The sequence below is a fragment of the Nocardiopsis suaedae genome, from assembly GCF_027706745.1.
Lineage (GTDB): Bacteria > Actinomycetota > Actinomycetes > Streptosporangiales > Streptosporangiaceae > Nocardiopsis_A > Nocardiopsis_A suaedae.
Genome location: NZ_JAQFWP010000006.1, coordinates 68539 through 86027 on the forward strand (window position 1 = coordinate 68539; position 17489 = coordinate 86027).

Annotated in this window: 14 protein-coding genes and 1 pseudogene; 12 read left to right on the top strand and 3 right to left on the bottom strand. The window is 75.4% G+C overall.

All coding sequences use genetic code 11. The features are described 5' to 3' along the window. Positions 1-10 precede the first annotated feature (10 nt). The 10 genes and pseudogenes from O4U47_RS05020 (at position 11) to O4U47_RS05065 (ending at position 10265) form a co-directional block, all read left to right on the top strand. Positions 11-595 carry a hemerythrin domain-containing protein gene (locus O4U47_RS05020; RefSeq protein WP_270676353.1) on the top strand — a complete coding sequence of 195 codons (585 nt, stop codon included), beginning with the start codon at positions 11-13 and terminating at the stop codon, positions 593-595. A 1029-nt stretch (positions 596-1624) separates the two neighbouring features. Further along, the gene (locus O4U47_RS05025) at positions 1625-2890 is read left to right on the top strand and encodes a glycosyltransferase (RefSeq protein ID WP_270676354.1); all 1266 of its coding nucleotides are present in this window, start codon (positions 1625-1627) and stop codon (positions 2888-2890) included. A 163-nt stretch (positions 2891-3053) separates the two neighbouring features. Continuing rightward, positions 3054-4130: an ABC transporter substrate-binding protein gene (locus O4U47_RS05030; protein ID WP_270676355.1), complete on the top strand. Its 1077-nt coding sequence runs from the start codon at positions 3054-3056 to the stop codon at positions 4128-4130. A 353-nt stretch (positions 4131-4483) separates the two neighbouring features. Next, positions 4484-4897: a ChaB family protein gene (locus O4U47_RS05035; RefSeq protein ID WP_270676356.1), complete on the top strand. Its 414-nt coding sequence runs from the start codon at positions 4484-4486 to the stop codon at positions 4895-4897. A gap of 173 nt (positions 4898-5070) precedes the next feature. Then, positions 5071-5442 carry a hypothetical protein gene (locus tag O4U47_RS05040; RefSeq protein ID WP_270676357.1) on the top strand — a complete coding sequence of 124 codons (372 nt, stop codon included), beginning with the start codon at positions 5071-5073 and terminating at the stop codon, positions 5440-5442. A 96-nt stretch (positions 5443-5538) separates the two neighbouring features. Further along, entirely contained in the window at positions 5539-6105 is a 567-nt protein-coding gene (locus O4U47_RS05045) for a hemerythrin domain-containing protein (RefSeq protein WP_270676358.1), read from the top strand. A 63-nt stretch (positions 6106-6168) separates the two neighbouring features. Then, complete coding sequence (locus O4U47_RS05050; protein ID WP_270676359.1) at positions 6169-7956, top strand: thiamine pyrophosphate-requiring protein; 1788 nt, start codon at positions 6169-6171, stop codon at positions 7954-7956. A 190-nt stretch (positions 7957-8146) separates the two neighbouring features. After that, complete coding sequence (locus tag O4U47_RS05055) at positions 8147-8965, top strand: SigB/SigF/SigG family RNA polymerase sigma factor (RefSeq protein ID WP_270676360.1); 819 nt, start codon at positions 8147-8149, stop codon at positions 8963-8965. Positions 8966-9077: 112 nt separating this feature from the next. Further along, a pseudogene (locus O4U47_RS05060) lies at positions 9078-9926 on the top strand (SDR family oxidoreductase). 105 nt (positions 9927-10031) lie between these two features. Further along, the gene (locus O4U47_RS05065) at positions 10032-10265 is read left to right on the top strand and encodes a DUF3040 domain-containing protein (RefSeq protein ID WP_270676361.1); all 234 of its coding nucleotides are present in this window, start codon (positions 10032-10034) and stop codon (positions 10263-10265) included. 33 nt (positions 10266-10298) lie between these two features. Here O4U47_RS05065 and O4U47_RS05070 read toward each other — a convergent pair whose 3' ends face one another. Further along, positions 10299-10769 (bottom strand): NUDIX domain-containing protein, encoded by a 471-nt coding sequence (locus O4U47_RS05070; RefSeq protein WP_270676362.1) that lies wholly within the window; start codon positions 10767-10769, stop codon positions 10299-10301. A gap of 180 nt (positions 10770-10949) precedes the next feature. Here O4U47_RS05070 and O4U47_RS05075 point away from each other — a divergent pair, with 180 nt between their 5' ends. Next, positions 10950-12833 (top strand): serine/threonine protein kinase, encoded by a 1884-nt coding sequence (locus O4U47_RS05075; protein ID WP_270676363.1) that lies wholly within the window; start codon positions 10950-10952, stop codon positions 12831-12833. A 180-nt stretch (positions 12834-13013) separates the two neighbouring features. Here O4U47_RS05075 and O4U47_RS05080 read toward each other — a convergent pair whose 3' ends face one another. Together O4U47_RS05080 and O4U47_RS05085 are read right to left on the bottom strand one after the other, a co-directional pair. Continuing rightward, a complete protein-coding gene (locus tag O4U47_RS05080; protein WP_270676364.1) occupies positions 13014-14012 on the bottom strand; it encodes a helix-turn-helix transcriptional regulator in 999 nt (332 codons plus the stop codon). A 36-nt stretch (positions 14013-14048) separates the two neighbouring features. Beyond that, positions 14049-14648 carry a GNAT family N-acetyltransferase gene (locus O4U47_RS05085; protein WP_270676365.1) on the bottom strand — a complete coding sequence of 200 codons (600 nt, stop codon included), beginning with the start codon at positions 14646-14648 and terminating at the stop codon, positions 14049-14051. A 443-nt stretch (positions 14649-15091) separates the two neighbouring features. Between O4U47_RS05085 and O4U47_RS05090 the strand changes: the two genes are divergently transcribed. Beyond that, the gene (locus tag O4U47_RS05090; protein ID WP_270676366.1) at positions 15092-17338 is read left to right on the top strand and encodes a tetratricopeptide repeat protein; all 2247 of its coding nucleotides are present in this window, start codon (positions 15092-15094) and stop codon (positions 17336-17338) included. The last annotated feature ends 151 nt before the right edge of the window (positions 17339-17489 follow it).

Here is a 17489-nt window from a genome sequence, read left to right on the forward strand (position 1 = left end):
ACCTGAAAGCATGATCCCTTCCGACCACGGCGGCGGCGCCCTCGGGGGAGACGTGCTCGACCTGCTCACCGCCGAGCACCGCGACCTGTGCACCGCCTTCGCCCACCTGTGCGCGGCCGCGTCCGAGGACGGTCCGCACGACCCCCGGGTGCGCCCGCAGGCCGAGCGGGCGGTGGCGGCGCTGGTGCGCCACCTGTCGACCGAGGAGCAGCTTCTCTACCCCCGGCTGCGGGGAGCGTTCCCGGGCGGGGCCGAGCGGGCCTCGATCCGGCACCGGGAGCTGGAGGCGTGGATGCGGGACCTGGAGCGCTTGACCGGTTCCGACCCCGGCTTCGGCCACCTGCTGCGGCTGCTGGCCGACGGGGTGCGCCGGCACGCCGCCGAGCAGGAGTCCGGCCTGTTCCCCCGCTTCGCCCGCGACACCACCCAGGAGGAGCGGCTGCGGATCGGCGAGCGGGTGCCGGCGGCCCAGGCGCTCGCCCCCACCCGCCCGCACCCCGGCGTCCCCGACGCCCCGCCGCTGAAGGCCCTGGTCACACCGTGGATCGGAGTGGCCGACCGGGTCCGCGACTTCCTGTCCCAACGGGGCGACTGACCGGAGCGGAGGGGGCGCGCCCCATTCCGCCGGGTCGTGTCCGCTGGAGCGGTGTCATTTCCCTTGGACCGGTCCAGCACGGGCGGCCCGCCCCCTTCGGTTGTTGATCCCGGGGGAAACGACGCAAACACGCGGGCGATGTCAAGTGGTGAGTGCAACTGCGCCCCGAGCTCGGGGGCGGGCCGGAGGTGTGCGCACCTGCGGGGCGCCTGTCGGTGGACGAGCGAAGGCCGTAGGCGGACGGCGGTCACGGCCGCCGAGAGCCACACCACTCCAGCGGAAGCGGACACCAGCGGTCTCGGCTCTGTGGTGCGCCCGGCGCATGCGCGGAGTGCCCGGCGATGGAGTTCCCTTCCCTTAGACGATTCAAGGAACCTGTGAACGGCCGTGCCCTGGTCGGATTCGCCCTCGGCGCGGACGGGAAGGCAAGGCTCCGGTTGCGTGAGTGTTTGTCAGGGCGGAGCGCTGGTAGCCGGTCTGTATGCAAACCATCCGCCCCGCCGCCCGCCGCGCCGGAGATGCGCCGAACCGGCCTCTCCGGCGCTCCGATGCCCCGCCCGCGCCAAGAACGAGTGGACGGTAGGGGAGCGGCGGCCCTGAGCGGGAAGGCTCCATAGGGAGAGGGCATGACGGCGTATGGAACCGAGATCGTGACGTGGGACGTCCACGCACCTTCGACCACGGCATTCCTCCAGGGCGCACACCGCACCGCCCCGCCGGTCCCTCGTGCCCGCGCCCCACGGCCGGACGTCCGGCCCGGCCTGGGAAACCTCGCGACCGGACACGAATCCCCCTCCACTGCGACGGGGTGCCCCTCGGGCCAGGGGCCGCGGCGCCCCGGTCCGGTGGACCCTGCTGGGCCTTTCGGCCGTCGTGCCGCCCCTCAGGCGGCGGTATGAGGAGATCCGGGGTCAGGCCCGGAGCTGGAATGAGCACAGGAGGCAGTGCGGGCCGCCGGGCAGGCGGCCCTGGTCCGGCGCCCTCCCGCCCCGCGCGGCGGCGGGCCCGGCTGAGTAAGGAGGACGCGCGATGAGGATAGACATGGTCTCCGAGCACGTATCGCCGCTGGCGGTGGTGCAGGGGGCCGACGCGAGCGGCCGGAACGTGCACGTGGCGGAGCTGTCCCAGGCGCTGGCGGCGCGGGGGCACAGTGTCGTCGTCCACACGCGCCGTACGTCTCCGGACCTGCCCGAGGAGGTCGAACTCCGCCCGGGCGCCTACGTCCGCCATGTGGACGCCGGGCCGCCCGAGCCCCTCGGGGAGGAGTCGTCGCCGCACACCGACGCGTTCGCCGAGAACCTGGCCCGCCGGTGGGTGCAGGACCCTCCCGACCTGGTCCACGCGCACCACTGGACGAGCGGCCGGGCGGCGCTCGGAGCGGCCGCGGCCGCCGGCCTGCCGGTCGTGCAGACCTTCCACGCCCTGCTGGCGCTCAAGCGCCTGCGCGACGGGGCGCCCGACCCCGGTCCCCCCGAACGCGGCCGTGTGGAGACCATGGTCGCCCGCCGGGCGGACCTGGTGGTCGCCACCTCCACCCAGGAGCAGCGCGTCCTCCGGGAGCGCGGCGTCGCGCCGGACCGCGTCGCGGTCGTGCCCTCCGGGGTCGACCTGGAGCGCTTCCACTCCGAGGGGCCCACGGCGCCGAAGGGCGACGCCCCCCGGGTCCTCTTCCTGGGGCGGCTGGTCCGCCGCAAGGGCGTCGACACCGTCGTGCGGGCCATGGCCGGGGTCCCCGAGGCCGAGCTGGTCGTGGCCGGAGGCCCGGGGCCGGACGGCTCCGACGCCGACGCCTCGGCCGACGGCGAGGCCGCCCGTCTGCGCGGGATCGCCGAGGAGGCGGGGGTGGAGGACCGGGTCCGCTTCCTGGGCGCGGTCCCGCGCGAGGAGGTCCCGGCGCACTTCCGCGCGGCCGACCTCGTGGTGAACGTGCCGTGGTACGAGCCGTTCGGGATCACCACGGTCGAGGCGATGGGGTGCGGGGCGCCGGTGATCGCCTCTGCGGTCGGGGGCCATCTGGACACGGTGGTCAACGATGTCACCGGGCGGCTGCTGCCCCCGGCGCGGTCGCGGGCCCTGGCCTTCCGGATGCGCAAGCTGCTGGCCGACCCGGTCACCCGTGAGGGCTACGGGTTCGCCGCGGCCGACCGGGTCGCGGCCCGGTTCGGCTGGGAGACGATCGCGGCCCGCACCGAGCGGTGCTACCAGCGCGTGCTCCGGGCGCGCGGGCGCGAGCCGGAGCCGGTTCCGGAGCGGCGGGGCGCCCTCGCGGCGGCCCGGGCGCACGAGGAGGCCTGACGCGCCGAGCCGGGCGGGCGGGCCGCCCGCCCCGCGGCCGATGCGGGGCTGTCCGAAATGTTGTGTTCTCCCCCGTGCGCCAACGGCCTAGGCTAGGCTACCCTAAGTCGCCGTGCAGGGCCGTGGTACGGCCGCAGTCGGGACACGTCAGGAGAACGGCACGGTGGACAGCAGCAGACTTCGGGTGCGCGGCGCGGGCGGACGCGGCGCCGGTGCGGGGCGCGGCCCCGCCCTCACCCGCCGCGGGGCCCTGCTCGGGATGGGCGGCCTGGCGGCCCTCGGCGCCGCCGGCTGCGGCGGCGGGAACGGCCGCGGCTCCGCGGACGGCCCCGTGCGCACGATCGAGCACAAGTACGGCACCGCCGAGATCTCCGGGACCCCCGAGCGGATCGTCACCGTCGGCCTCACCGAGCAGGACTACGTCCTGGCCCTGAACGTCGCCCCGGTCGGGGTGCGCGAATGGTTCGGCGAGCACCCCGGCGCGCTCTGGCCCTGGGCGAAGGAGGCCCTCGGCGACGCCGACCTGCCGGAGGTCCTGCCCGTCGACGAGCTCGACTTCGAGCAGATCGGCGCGCTGGCCCCCGACCTCGTCCTGGGCGTCAACTCCGGCCTCACCCAGGACGAGTACGACACCCTCGACGGCATCGCGCCCACCATCGCCCAGCACCCGGACCACCCCGACTTCGGGGTGCCGTGGCAGGAGATCGCCCGGGTGGTCGGCACCGCCCTGGACCGCGAGGACGACGCCGAGGCGCTCATCGCCGACATCGAGGAGCGGTTCAAGGACGCCCGGGACGACCACCCCGAGTTCGCCGGGGCCACCGCGCTCCTCGCCTCGTCCATCGACGGCGCCGCCTGGGCCTATGCCGAGGGGCCCGCCCCGGGCTTCCTGACCCAGCTCGGCATGGGGATGCCGGAGCAGGCCGAGGCGCTGTTCACCGACGAGGAGCGCGCCCCCAAGGAGGTCAGCCTCGAGGAGCTCGAACTGCTCGAGGCCGACGCCCTGCTGGTCGGCGTCTACGGCGACCCGGAGGCCTCGATCACCGGGATGGACGTGTTCAAGGAGCTCGACTCCGCCAAGGAGGGGCGCGTCCTGGAGATGCCCGAGATGAGCCGCCTGAACGGCGCCCTGTCGTTCGGCTCCGTCCTGAGCCTGCACTACGCCCTGGACGTGCTGCCCGACGCGCTCGCCGCGCTCCTCGACGGCGACCCGGACACCGAACCCGATGAGGCCGAGTAGCACGGGGCGGGGATTCTCCCCTGCGGCGCGTGCATAGTCCGCCCGGAGGCGGTTAGCGCACGGACGAAGGCGCGAGGGCGACGACCCGACGCCGTCGCGCCGGCACCCGGACCTCCGCCCGGGTGCCACCGTCCCGCCGGAGTGCGCCAGGGGAATCGGGGGGTGCCCCGGCCTCCCGGGACGGATGAGGGGACGACGCGGAGGACGCCAGGGCCCAGCCCGCAGCCGAGCGCGGGCTGGGCCCCTGGAATCACCGGCGTCCGAGGCCGCGGGGGCGTCCCGGGCGCGGGGTTTACCCGGTGTACTTCCAGGTAGTGAGCCTAAGAGGGGAGCCGACCGGAGAGGAGGCCCTCATGCCGGGACGCCAGGAGCTGCCCAGCACCATCCAGCGCTCGCCGCGCAAGGCCCAGGACACCTGGATCAAGGCGCACGACTCGGCGGTGGAAGAGTACGGCGAGGGGGAACGGGCGCACCGTGTGGCCTTCGCCGCGCTCAAGCACAAGTACGAGAAGGTGGGCGACCACTGGGAGCGCAAGAAGAGCGGCAGCGGGCCCTCGGACGAGCGCGCCGCCGACCCCAGGGCCAAGCGCAAGCAGGGAAGCGCGGGGACCGCGGGCGGAGTCGACGCATCGGCCACCAAACGCGACCTCTACGAGCGTGCCCAGAAGCTCAACGTCGAGGGCCGCTCCACGATGGACAAGGACGAGCTGGTCGCCGCGCTGGAGAAGGAGAGCAGGACCCGGACCCGCCAGGCGCGGGAGAGCTGACCGCCCGCCGCACAGGCGGCGGGGAGAGCGAATGAGCGGGGGCCGCCCGGCCGGGCGGCCCCCGCTTCGGCGTCCACCACCTGCTCCGACCTGGGAAGACCGGGCCGGACGCGCGCATGGTGGGCCGGGGCCCGGGTAGCCGCGGTGGGCGACACGGATGGAAGGAGGGGCCGATGTCCGAGGAGAACACGCCTCCGCTGCCCGGGTACGAGGGCATGCCGCTGGCCATGCTGCGCCACCGCATCCGCTCCCTGGGGGAGGAGGACCTGCACCGGTTGATGGCCTACGAGCGGGAGCACGCCGCGCGCACCGGGGTCCTGGAGGTGCTGACCGCGCGGCTCGACGCCGTGCGGCAAGGGGCGGAGCCCTCCGAGGGCGACCAGGGCTTCCAGCCCGAGGCCGCGCCCCCGCCCGCCGGAGGCTCGCCCGTCGGACCGGCGTCGGCCGCCCCCGCGTCCAACCCGCCCCCGCACGGGGATCCCGCCCAGCCGGCGCGCCCCAAGGGCGACCACAGGCCGGGCGGAGGGACCCGGGGCGGGCGGTGAACGCCGAGCGGGCATCTTCGCCGCGAAGCGGGGTAGCGGGGCCGGACACCGGCCGACCCCGCCGGTGGACCGGAGCACCGAGGCGAGGGGGCGCCCATGGCGCACGGAACACGCGATCTGACCGACGTCGTCACCGAGGACCATCGCCGCCTGGAGGCGGTCTTCAGCCGGTTGGAGGAGGACGCCCAGGACCGGGACGACCGGCGCCGCCTGGTCGAACACCTGATCACCGAGCTCGTCGGGCACGCCGTGGCCGAGGAGCACCACATGTACCCGGTGGTGCGCGCGCGGCTGATCGACGGCGAGGCCCAGGCCGAGGACCATCTGCGCGAGCACGCCGAGATCGAAGAGGTCATGAAGGAGCTGGAGGGCGCGGACACGGCCGACACCCGGTTCGAGGAGCTGCTGCGCGCACTGACCACCAGCTTCCGGCGCCACGCCGAACACGAGGAGCGCGAGCCGCTGGCGCGGCTGCGCGAGGCCTGCTCCGGACAGGAGCTGATCGAGCTGGGCGAGAAGGCCGACGCGGCCAAGCGCACCGCGCCCACCCGGCCGCACCCGGGCCTGCCCGATACCCCGCCGGCCAACCGGGTGCTCGACCCCGGGGCAGGGCTGGTGGACCGGGTGCGCGACCGCATGCGCGCGAGCGCCGACGAGGGCTGAGGCGGGGCGGGGTCCACACGCCCGCTCTCCGACGACCCCGAACACACCGAGGAGTTGTGCACGATGGCAGAGAAGGTCTCCGACTACCTCCTGAAACGCCTGCGCGAGTGGGGGGTCGAACGCGTCTTCGGCTACCCCGGCGACGGCATCAACGGGCTGCTCGCGGCCTGGGACCGGGCCGACGACCGCCCCCGGTTCGTCCAGGCGCGGCACGAGGAGCTGGCCGCGTTCGAGGCGGCCGGGTACGCCAAGTTCTCCGACCGCGTGGGGGTGTGCGCCGCCACCTCCGGACCGGGGGCGGTCCACCTGCTCAACGGCCTCTACGACGCCAAGCTCGACCACGTCCCCATGGTGGCGGTGGTCGGCCAGACGCACCGGGAGTCCATGGGCGGCTCCATGCAGCAGGAGGTCGACCTGCACGCGCTGTTCAAAGACGTGGCCGCCCATTACCTGGCCGAGGTCAACGTCCCCGAGCAGCTCCCGAACGTGCTCGACCGCGCCATGCGCATCGCGGTCTCCCGGCGCACGGTCACCGCGGTGATCATCCCCGCCGACGTCCAGGAGCTGGACTACGAGCCGCCCGCGCACGCGTTCAAGGCGGTCCCCGGCACCCTGGGCGCGCCGAAGTCGGCGACCGTGCCCGACCGCGCCGAACTGAACCGGGCCGCCGAGGTCCTCAACTCCGGGTACCGGGTGGCCATCATGGTCGGCCAGGGGGCGCGCGGCGCGGGGGAGCAGGTCGCCGAGGCCGCCGACGTGCTCGGGGCCGGCGTGGCCAAGGCGCTGCTGGGCAAGGACGTGCTCTCCGACGAGGAGCCCTACGTCACCGGCGCGGCGGGACTGCTGGGCACCCGGCCCTCATGGGAGATGATGCGCGACTGCGACACCCTGCTCATGGTCGGCTCCGGGTTCCCCTACAGCCAGTACCTGCCCGAGTACGGGCAGGCGCGCGGGGTGCAGATCGACACCGACCCGTCCATGCTCGGCCTGCGCTACCCCTTCGAGGTGCCGCTGCTGGGCGACGCGCGGGAGACGCTGCGCGAGCTGCTCCCGCTGCTCCAGCGCAAGGAGGACCGCGGCTGGCGGCAGACGATCGAGAAGGGCGTCGAGCGGTGGTGGCAGGTGCAGCGCCGCCGCGCCGAGGTGCCCGCCGACCCGGTCAACCCCGAATGGGTGGCGCACGAGCTGTCGCCCCGGCTGCCCGACGACGCGATCGTCACGGCCGACTCCGGGTCGGCCACCAACTGGTACGCCCGGCACCTGCGCTTCCGCGGCACCATGCGCGGCTCGGTCTCGGGCGGCCTGGCCTCCATGGGGTGCGCCATGCCCTATGCGGTCGGTGCCAAGTTCGCCCATCCCGACCGCCCGGTGGTGGCGCTGGCGGGCGACGGCGCCATGCAGATGAACGGGATGAACGAGCTGATCACCGCGGCGCACTACGCCCGGGAGTGGAGCGACCCGCGCCTGGTGGTGGCGGTGTTCAGCAACGGCGACCTCAACCAGGTGACCTGGGAGCTGCGCGCGATGGGCGCCGCGCCGCAGTTCGTGCCCTCGCAGCGGCTCCCGGAGGCCTCCGTCGCCGAGTACGCCCGGTGCCTGGGGCTGACCGGTATCCGTGTGGACGACCCCGCGCGGGTGGCCTCGGCCTGGGATGAGGCGCTGGCCGCGCAGGGGCCCGTGGTCGTGGAGTTCGTCACCGACCCGTCGGTGCCGCCGATCCCACCGTCCGCCACCTGGGACCAGATGGAGTCGATGACCGCCGCGCTGGCCAAGGGCGACCCGGAGGCGTGGTCGGTGCTGGCGCGCGGCGTCCGCTCCAAGGTGCAGGAATTCCGGCCCGGTTCCGGGTGACCCCGATGTGTGCGTTTATCGTTCCGTGACCCGGGCACGGTGCCCCTCAGAGGGCGCCCCCCGGGGGGAACGGGGGCACACGCCCGACGGGTCGACGCTGCGGCCGCCACCCCCGCGGGGGCAGGAGGCATGGCGGCCGCCGGCTCCCCGTGCAGGCGAACGGCCGACCACGCAGGGGAGGAAACGCGAGATGGCCGCTCCGAGCACGAACGAGGTAGTGAGCGGCGCCGAATCGGACCGCCGCCGCGGCCGGGACGGCACGACCGCCGAGGAGCTGCTGAGGGCCCGCGCCGCCCTGCCGCCGCGGTCCGCGGCGGCCGAGGAGCTCGGCGAGACGGTGGTGCGGATGTACGCCCCGGTCGCGCGGCGGGAGGCGCGCCGGTACCGGGGCCGCGGCGAATCCATGGACGACCTCGAACAGGTCGCCATGCTCGGACTCACGCGCGCCGTGGCCTACTACGACCCCGACTACGGCAAGCCGTTCCTGTCCTACCTGCTGCCGACCGTCACCGGCGAGCTGAAGCGGCACTTCCGGGACAACACCTGGGACGTGCGGGTCCCGCGCAAGCACCAGGAGAAGCGGGGCGAGCTCAACCGGTTCACCGGGGAGTTCGCCCAGGAGCACGGGCGCGGGCCCACCACGTCCGAGATCGCCACGGCCCTGGACCTGGACGAGCACACCACCGACGACCTGCTGAGCGCCTCGCGGGCCTACTCGGCGCTGTCCCTGGACGCCCCCTGCGGGACCGGGGAGGAGGACGCGCCGAGCCTGGGGGACACCATCGGCGAAGGCGACGGTGCCGCGGAGGGCATCGAGGACCACGAGGCCGTCCGGGAGGCGCTGGCCCGCCTGCCCGAGCGCGAGCGGCGCATCGTGCAGATGCGGTTCTACGGCAACCGCACGCAGACGCAGATCGCCGACGCGGTCGGACTCTCCCAGATGCACGTCTCCCGGCTGCTGAGCACCACGCTCAAGGAGCTGCGGGCGGACCTGGCGGTCGCCGACTGAGCGCCGCCTCGGACGCCGGGCGCCCACCGTTCCGCGTGAGCGACGCGTTCACCGGTGGGCGGCCCGGTCAGCGGAGGGCCGACCCGCTCCCCGCGTGCACCGAGGAGGCGCGATGAGCACGCCGCGAGGCCAGACCCGGCCCTACGCCGGGAGGACGGCGCCCATGGACCCGCCCCCGCGCGACGAGATGCGCGGATACGAGGGGCGCGGCCTGCTGGAGGGCAAGCGCGCGCTGGTCACCGGGGGCGACTCGGGCATCGGGCGCGCCGTCTCGGCGGCCTTCGCCAAGGAGGGGGCCGACGTCGCCGTCGCCTACCTGGACGAGCACGACGACGCCCGGCACACCGCCGGGCTCGTGGAGGAGGCCGGGCGCACCTGCGTCCTGCTGCCGGGCGACCTCGGCGGCGAGCACCACTGCGAGGACGTGGTCCTGCGCACCGTGGAGGAGCTGGGCGGCCTGGACGTCGCCGTGCCCCACCACGCCACCCAGACCCCGGTGGAGGACGTCGCCGACCTGACCACCGAGCAGCTCACCCGGACCTTCCAGGTCAACGTCTTCAGCGTGTTCTGAGTGCTGCGCGCGGCCGCGCGCCACCTGCCCGGCGGCGGCGCCGTGGTCATCACCGGGTCGGTCAACGGCCTGCGCGGCAACGCCTCGCTCATCGACTACTCCGCCTCCAAGGCGGCGGTGATGAACCTGTCGGCCTGCCTGGCCCGGCACTACACCGGCCGGGGCATCCGGGTGAACCGCGTGGCGCCGGGGCCGGTGTGGACGCCGCTCATCCCGGCCACCCTGCCGGAGGAGGCCGTGGAGGGCTTCGGCGGGCAGGCCCCCATGGGGCGCCCCGCCGACCCCGACGAGATCGCGCCCTCCTACGTGTTCTTCGCCTCCGGCCGCCTGTCCTCCTCCTACACCGGCGAGACCCTGGCCCCCACGGGCGGGGAGGTCCAGGCCTGCTGACCCGGAACGGTTTGCGCCCCGAGCGGGGCGGGTAACCGTGGTCCACCGGGGGCCTGCGGCACACGGCGCCGGACCCCGGGCGAACGGGAACACCGGGAGGGCGCCATGGGCTCCGGCGGGGACGAGAGCGAGCTGTGGGCCCTGGAGAAGCGGCTGCGCGCCGAGGACCCCTCCTACGCCGAACGGTTCGACGCCCGCGCCCGCCGCCTCGCCGGGCGGCGGGACCCGGCGCCCCGCCGGGAACCGGTTCCGCGCATCGCGGTCGTCATGATCTGCGCGGCCTTCGCGTTCGCGCTGCTCATGCTCGTGCTCATGCCGCTGATGGTCCTGGCGGGGTGAGCACGGCCCGCCGGGAGCACACCGCCGGGCGCCTCACGAGGCCACGTACACCGCCCGCCCCTGCGCCCTGCCCTCCAGGGCCGCCTTCAGGCGCGGGGCGATCGCCGGGTGCATCCGCGCGAGCGCGGCGTCCGGGTCGAGGAAGGCGTAGTCGTCGAGCTCCTCGACCTGCAGGGTGATGGGCGTGTCCGCGGGCACCTCGCCGCAGTCGAAGACGAACGTGCAGAAGGGGCGCGGCCGCTCCCCGCGGGGCGCGCTCCACTGCACCGCCAGCAGGAGGCCGGGGTCCACCTTCAGCCCCACCTCCTCGGCGACCTCGCGCTCGCAGGCCACGTGCGGGGGCTCGTCCTGCTCGACGACTCCGCCGGGCAGGGTCCAGTGCTCGCGGTAGTTGGGGTCGACCAGCAGCACCCGCCCCTCGGGGTCGGTGATCAGCCCGGACGAGGCGAGGTAGGAGGTCGCGAGGGAGGCGAACCACTGCTCTGGCGGAAGCTGGAGTGACATGTGCCCAAGGCTAGACGCGCGGGGTGCGCGCGGTGGGCCGGGGTCCGCCGGAAGGCGGCGCACGCGCGCGGGGTCGGCCGGTGCTCCCAGCGCCTAGACTGGGCGTCTTCCAAGAGTCACGGAACGGTGTCGCCCGCGGCGGCGGCACCGGCGCAGCGGCGAGCGACGGAGGTTGGAAACGTGGGCCCACTGGAGCACGGCGACCCGGACCGCATCGGGCGCTACCGCCTCATCGGGCGCCTGGGCGCGGGAGGCATGGGCCAGGTCTACTTCGGGCGCTCCTCCGGGGGCCGGGCCGTGGCCGTCAAGCGGATCCACCCGCACCTGGCCGCCGACCCCTCCTTCCGTGAGCGCTTCGCCCGCGAGGTCACCGCCGCCCGCCAGGTCAGCGGCGCCTTCACCGCCCCGGTGATCGACGCCGACCCCGAGGGGGAGGTGCCCTGGCTGGTGACCTCCTACGTCCCGTCGCTGCCGCTGGACGAGGGCGTGCGGGCGCACGGCCCGCTGCCCGAGGCCTCGCTGCGGGTGCTGGCCACCGGGCTGGCCGAGGCGCTGGCCGAGATCCACCGGGTGGGGCTGATCCACCGCGACCTCAAGCCCGGAAACGTGCTGCTGGCCGAGGACGGGCCGCGGGTGATCGACTTCGGCATCGCGCGCGCCGCCGAGGGCGCCGCCGCCACCCAGTCGATCATCGGCACCCCCGGGTTCATGTCGCCCGAGCAGGTGCAGGGCGAGCACATGACCCCGGCCAGCGACCTGTTCGCCTACGGCGCGGTGCTGGTCTATGCCGCCTCGGGTACCGGCCCCTTCGGCGAGGGCGCCATGCCCACCATGGTGATGCGCATCATCCAGGAGCGGCCCGACATCGCCGCCGTCCCGCCGTCGCTGCAGCGGGTGGTCGCCGCCTGCCTGGAGAAGGACCCGCGCAACCGCCCCGGGACCGGCCGGCTGCTGGACCACCTGGGCGACGTTCCCGCCGGGGGCTCCTGGCTGCCGCCCTCCTTCCAGCAGGGCGTGCGCGAGCAGGTGGACAAGGTGAACGCGGCGCTGGGCGCGGCGCCGGACACCGTCTCGGGGGCCACCTCCCCGGGGGCGGGGCAGACCGGCGCCGACGGCCGGACCTCGGTCATGGGGGCCGCCGCCGCGGGGGCCGAGGCAGGGGCGCTCGGCGGGGCCGCCGCCGGGTACGCGGCGGCCGACGGCGCGACCGCCCGGTACGAGCCGGACGGGGGCGCGGACGCCACCGCCCGCTTCCCGCAGGGCACGCAGGGGACGCAGGGGCAGCAGGCGGGGGCCTACGGGGCCGACCCGGCCACGGCGCAGTACCCGGCCGCCCCGGAGAGGACCGCCCAGTTCGGTCAGACCGCGGGTTACCGGCAGACCGCGCAGTACGGGCAGGTGCCCGGCACCCAGCCGCCGCCGTACCACCCCGAGGGGCCCGGGGCGGCCGCGGCCGTGCCGCCCACCGCGCAGCACGGCGGCGACGCCTACGGCGACCTGTACCGGGACTCGGCCGCCGGGCGGCAGCGCGAGGCGCAGCGCGCGCAGCAGGCCCAGCAGATGCAGGAGGAGCGCCGCAGGCAGGAGCAGCAGCGCCAGGAGGAGCAGCGCCGCCGCCAGGAGGCCGAGCGGGCCCACCAGGAACGGGTGCGCGCCGAGGAGCGCGCCGCCCGGCGCGCCCAGGACCAGGCGCGCAAGGCCTCCCAGCCCGGCCTGTGGAGCTTCATCAAGCTGGTGCCGCTGCTGATCATCCCGATCCTGCAGATCCCGCTGGGGTGGGGCGCCGCGCACGCCTGGCAGTGGATCACCTCCACCGACGTCTGGTCGGGGCAGCCGTGGTACTACCAGGGCATGTGGGGCGAGTCCCTGCTCAGCGGGTTCAACTACGACGGGTTCGTGCTGGCGATGCAGCTCGGCTACTTCCTGCTGAACAACGTGGTGTCGCTGGAGTACCTGGTGCGGTCGCTGCGCAGCGGCTTCGTGGCGGGCATCCTGCTGTCGGCGGTGGCGCTGGTGGCGACCAACGTGGCGCTGGCCTCCTTCGGGTTCTTCGGCGCGTTCTGACCGGGGCTGCCCGGGGCTACCCCGCCGGTGCGCGGTACAGCGCGGCGGTGACGGCACAGGGCGGGGAGCGGCGCTCCCCGCCCTCCGTGCGGCGTTCCCGGTCCGTTCCGGGCATGGGAGGGCGGCGCGCAGCCGGGGTGGCGAGACCTCCGCCTCGGCGGTGACCGACCCGGGGCAGGATCAGTCCCCGCAGCCGCCGCGGTACAGCGCGGCCGCCTCCTCCAGGTGGCGGGCCATGGCGCGCCGCAGCTCCGGGGGGTCGAGGACCTCGATGTGGGGGCCGAAGCGGGAGAACTCGTGCACCGCGACGGGCACCGACTCGGTGGTCAGACGGGCCTCCCGGCGGCCGTCGGCGCGGACCGGCCCGTACTCGGCCTGGGCGGCGGTGCGGGGCGAGCACAGCACCGGCACCAGCTCGGCGCCCTGGTCGGTGAGCAGCACGCGCGTGTGCAGGGTGAACCGGGAGCTCTCGAACTCCTCGGCCCAGGCGCGCCAGGCGGCGGGCAGGTCGAACCCCTCGGGGCGGGTGAAGGGGCGCCCGGTGTCCTCCAGCGCGCCGATGCGCTCGACCCGGTAGGTGCGCGGGGGTTTCTCCGCTCCGCCGGGCTCCGGGGCCGGGCGGGCCACGACGTACCAAGTGTCGCCCTTGAGCACCAGCCCCAGCGGGTCCAGGGCACGCTCGACGCGGGTGTCGTCGAAGCGCCGGTAGGACACCCGCACGGTGCGCGACTCCCAGACCGCCTCGGCCAGCGGCGCCAGGAACGGGGTCGCGGCGGGGCGGCGCCACCAGGCGGTGGTGTCCAGGTGGAACCGCGCGGCCACCCGCTCGGCGCGCTCGCGCAGCGTGTCGGGCATGGCCGCGCTCAGTTTGAGCCGGGCCAGCGCCAGGTCCGAGCCGAGCCCCAGATCGCCCGCGGGGCCGGGCATGCCGGTGAAGGCCAGGGAGTGCGCCTGGCCCTCGGTGAGCCCGGTCAGGCGGGTGCGGTAGCCCTCCATCAGGCGGTAGCCGCCTCCCGTGCCGCGCTCGGCGTAGATGGGCACGCCGGCGGCGCTGAGGGACTCGGCGTCCCGGTAGACGGTGCGCTCGGAGCACTCCAGCTCCTCGGCGAGCTCGGCGGCGGTCATCCGGCCGCGGTTCTGCAGCAGCAGGAGCAGGGAGAGCAGGCGGTCGGCGCGCATGGGACCAGTATGGGGCCCGGTTCCTGACAGGTGCTGTCAGGCTTCAGGGGCCGACCGCCTCGGCCGCTCGGCCTCCACCCGGTCCCGGTCCTCGCGGGTGAGGGCGTACTCGACCTCGCCGTGCTCGGAGCCGGGGATGGGCGGGGCGTCGAGGGCGAAGGTGCGCACCGGCCGCATGCCGACCTTCTCCATGACCCGGCGGGAGCCGGTGTTCACGGCCATGGTCCGGGCGAACACGCGGCGCACGGACGGGTCGGCGAACGCGGCACTGAGCAGGGCGCGCGAGCCCTCGGTGGCCAGGCCCCGGCCCCAGTGGGCGCGGGCGAGCCGGTAGCCCAGCTCGGGTTCGGCGGGGGCGCCGCCGCGCGGGTGGCGCAGGTGGAACCAGCCGAGGAAGGCGCCGTCGGTGTCCTGGGCGATCCAGTACCCGCGGTCCGGGGAGGAGCGGTACCACTCCTGGTAGCGGCGGATGTTGCGGTCGATCTCCTCGGGGGTGGAGGGGCGCCCGCCGGTGAGGAAGCGCATCACCTCGGGGTCGGAGTCGAGCCCGAGGAGGAGCGGGGCGTCGTCGGGGGTGATCCGGCGCAGGGCCATCCGGTCGGTGGTCAGGAAGACCTGCATGTCCGCTCCGTCCATGAGGCGTCGACAGGGGCCGCTCGCGCGTGTCCGCGCGGTGCACGGTACAGGCGGCCGTCGCGCCGGGGCGAGCGGTTTTTCCGCCGTACGGGACCCGCCGTCGGTCGTGATTTAGAGGTCGCGCGGATAGGCAGGCGGAGCCCGTGTCGATCTCGGGGAAGTCGGGGTAAAAACGGACACCATAAGCCCGACTTCCCCGAGATCAACGGCACAGGGGCAGAGATCGGCGCCGGGGGCGCGAGGCTCGGCCCCCTGCGGCACGCCCGCCTATCCGCGCGGGCTCTTAGTTGTTGATCTCGGGAGAAACGACGCTACAAGCGCGCTTGTAGCGTCGTTTCTCCCGAGATCATCGGGGATCCGGGCCCGGGCCCAGACCGAGGTTTCGGGTCGGAGTGTTAGCGTGACGAAAATACCCAAAGTAGCCTGATGATCACGGGTGGGCGATGACCTCACGCGAAGCGGGCACACCGGACACCCCGGGCAACGTGGCGGCGGGCGGCGGCCACGGCGTGGTGGTCCAGGCCGGAACCGTCCACGGCGGCATCCACCTGGGCGCCGTCCCCGGGCCCGCCCCCGCCGGTCCGCTCCGGGCGCCCCGCGCCCCCGCCCACATGGCCGACCGCCTCCGCGAGCTCGCCCTCCTGCGCCACGAGGCCCACGAGGCGCTGGCCTCCCGCAGGCCCCGCATCGTCGTCCTGACCGGAACCGGCGGCGTGGGCAAGACCGCCGTCGCCGCCCGCTTCCTGGACACCGACGGGGAGCGCTTCACGGACGGCCGCCTCACCGCCGACCTGGCCGCCTTCGCGCACACCGGGCCCGCCGACCCCGCCGCCGTCCTCGCCCACCTCCTGCGCGCCCTGGGCGTGCGCCCCGAGGAGGTGCCCGCCGACCTTCCCGGGCGCGCCCGGCTCTTCCAGGCCCGCACCGAGGGCCGAAGCCTGGCGCTGCTGCTCGACGACGCCGCGAGCGCCGCCCAGGCCGCCGCGCTCCTGCCCGGGGGCGGCGCCCACCTGACCGTCGTCACCACCCGCCTGCACCCGGCCGCGCTGCTCGCCCGCGGGGCCCGCATCACCCGGGTGCGCCCGCTGCCCCGCGACCACGCCGCAGGGCTGCTGCGCGGGCTGGTGGGCGGGGGACTGGCCGGAACGCCCGGCGGCTCCACCGGCGGCCGAGCGGCGGCGCCGCTCGGCGGGCCCGAGGAGGCCGAGCGCCTGGCCGAGCTGTGCGGTCACCTGCCCCTGGCGCTGTGCGCGGTCGCCGGGCGCCTGGTGCTCCGGCCCGACCGGCCCGCCGCGCGCATGGTCGAGGAGCTCGAAGGCGAGCGGCGGCGCCTGTCGGCCCTGAGCGGTGACGAGGAGGTGTCCGTGCGCTCGGCCCTGGACGTGTCCTACGCCGGACTGGAGCCGTCGACGGCCCGCCTGTACCGGCTGCTGGGCCTGCACCCCGGACCGGACGCCTCCCCGGAGGCGGCGGCCCTGCTCACCGGCGCCGACCGGTACGCCGCCGAGGCCGGCGCCGAGCGGCTCGTCGCCGCGAGCCTGCTGCACGAGCACCACGGCCGCTTCGCCTTCCACGACCTGGTGCGCCTGCACGCCCGCGAACGCGCCGAAGCCGAGGAGCCCGAACACGAGCGGCGGGCGGCGATGGAGCGGCTGCTGCACGGGTACCTGCGCACCGCCGTCGCCGCCGACACCGCGCTCAACCCCGGCCGTTGGCACGTGGGACCGCTGTACGAGCGCGTCGGCGACCCGGCCGTCCCCGCCTTCCCCGACGCCGACGCGGCGCTGCACTGGCTGGACGAGGAGCTGCCCACCCTGGAGGAACTGGTGGTGTGGGCCGCCCGCGACGGCCACCCGGCCGAGGCGTGGCAGCTCTGCGAGGCGCTGTGGGACCTGTTCCTGAGGCGCCGCCACCACGACTCCTGGTTCCGCACCCACGAGGCCGGGCTGGCCGCCGCCGAGGAGCTGGGCGATGCCGCCGCGCGCGGCCGCATGCACGGAGCCCTGGCCGCCGCCCACGTGAGCCTGCACCGGACCGACGAGGCCGAGCACCACCACCGGGAGGCGCTGCGCGCGTGGGAGGAGGCCGACCACGAACTGGGGCGGGCGTCGGCTCTGGAAGGACTCGGCGTCGTGGAACTGGTCCGCGGAGCGTCGCACCGGGCCGTACGCCACTTCGAAGGCGCACTCACCGTGCACACCGCCCTGGGCAGGGACCGCGGCATCGCCCTGATGCGGCGGCGCCTGGGCGAGGCCCTGCGCGACGCCGGGCGGCCGGAAGAGGCCGTAGGCCACCTCACCTGGGCACTGGGCCACTTCCGCGAGGCGGGCGACCGGTACCTGCAGACGCGCGCGCTGGTGGGGCTGGCCACGGTCCACCTCAAGACCGGGGACCTCGACGAGGCCGAGCGGGTGCTCGACGCGGCGCTCGGCGCGGCACAGGAGGCCCGGGCCGACATGGAGACGGCCCGGGTGCTCGCCCTCAGGGGCGGGCTGGAGGCCCTGCGCGGCCGACGGGGACTGGCGGTGCGGCACCTGACCGAAGCACTGACCACCTATAGGCGGCTCGGGGCGGTGGAGTCCGAAGGGATCGAGCGCCGACTGGCCGAGCTCGGACAGGAGGACGAGGGCGGGGAACGCTCCGGCCCAGGGGAGGAAGGGGAGGAACAGGGCGGAACGTCCACGGCGTGAGGCCGCCGCCCGGCGGCGCCGCCCACGCCAGCGCTGCCGGATCGAGCCCTGCGGCGAGCCAGGTGTGCAGCAGGGACAGCAGGGGAGCGGCCTCGTCGGGGCGGAGGCGGCCCTCGATGCGCACGGGCGGGCGTCCGCGCAGCGCCACGTG

Coding starts and splice junctions, on each gene's coding strand:
- O4U47_RS05070 (WP_270676362.1), bottom strand. CDS start 10,769: ATGTCACTCCAGCTTCCGCCAGAGCAGTGGTTCGCCTCCCTCGCGACC.
- O4U47_RS05055 (WP_270676360.1), top strand. CDS start 8,147: ATGGCCGCTCCGAGCACGAACGAGGTAGTGAGCGGCGCCGAATCGGAC.
- O4U47_RS05035 (WP_270676356.1), top strand. CDS start 4,484: ATGCCGGGACGCCAGGAGCTGCCCAGCACCATCCAGCGCTCGCCGCGC.
- O4U47_RS05050 (WP_270676359.1), top strand. CDS start 6,169: ATGGCAGAGAAGGTCTCCGACTACCTCCTGAAACGCCTGCGCGAGTGG.
- O4U47_RS05065 (WP_270676361.1), top strand. CDS start 10,032: ATGGGCTCCGGCGGGGACGAGAGCGAGCTGTGGGCCCTGGAGAAGCGG.
- O4U47_RS05090 (WP_270676366.1), top strand. CDS start 15,092: ATGACCTCACGCGAAGCGGGCACACCGGACACCCCGGGCAACGTGGCG.
- O4U47_RS05080 (WP_270676364.1), bottom strand. CDS start 14,012: ATGCGCGCCGACCGCCTGCTCTCCCTGCTCCTGCTGCTGCAGAACCGC.
- O4U47_RS05045 (WP_270676358.1), top strand. CDS start 5,539: ATGGCGCACGGAACACGCGATCTGACCGACGTCGTCACCGAGGACCAT.
- O4U47_RS05020 (WP_270676353.1), top strand. CDS start 11: ATGATCCCTTCCGACCACGGCGGCGGCGCCCTCGGGGGAGACGTGCTC.
- O4U47_RS05085 (WP_270676365.1), bottom strand. CDS start 14,648: ATGGACGGAGCGGACATGCAGGTCTTCCTGACCACCGACCGGATGGCC.
- O4U47_RS05025 (WP_270676354.1), top strand. CDS start 1,625: ATGAGGATAGACATGGTCTCCGAGCACGTATCGCCGCTGGCGGTGGTG.
- O4U47_RS05040 (WP_270676357.1), top strand. CDS start 5,071: ATGTCCGAGGAGAACACGCCTCCGCTGCCCGGGTACGAGGGCATGCCG.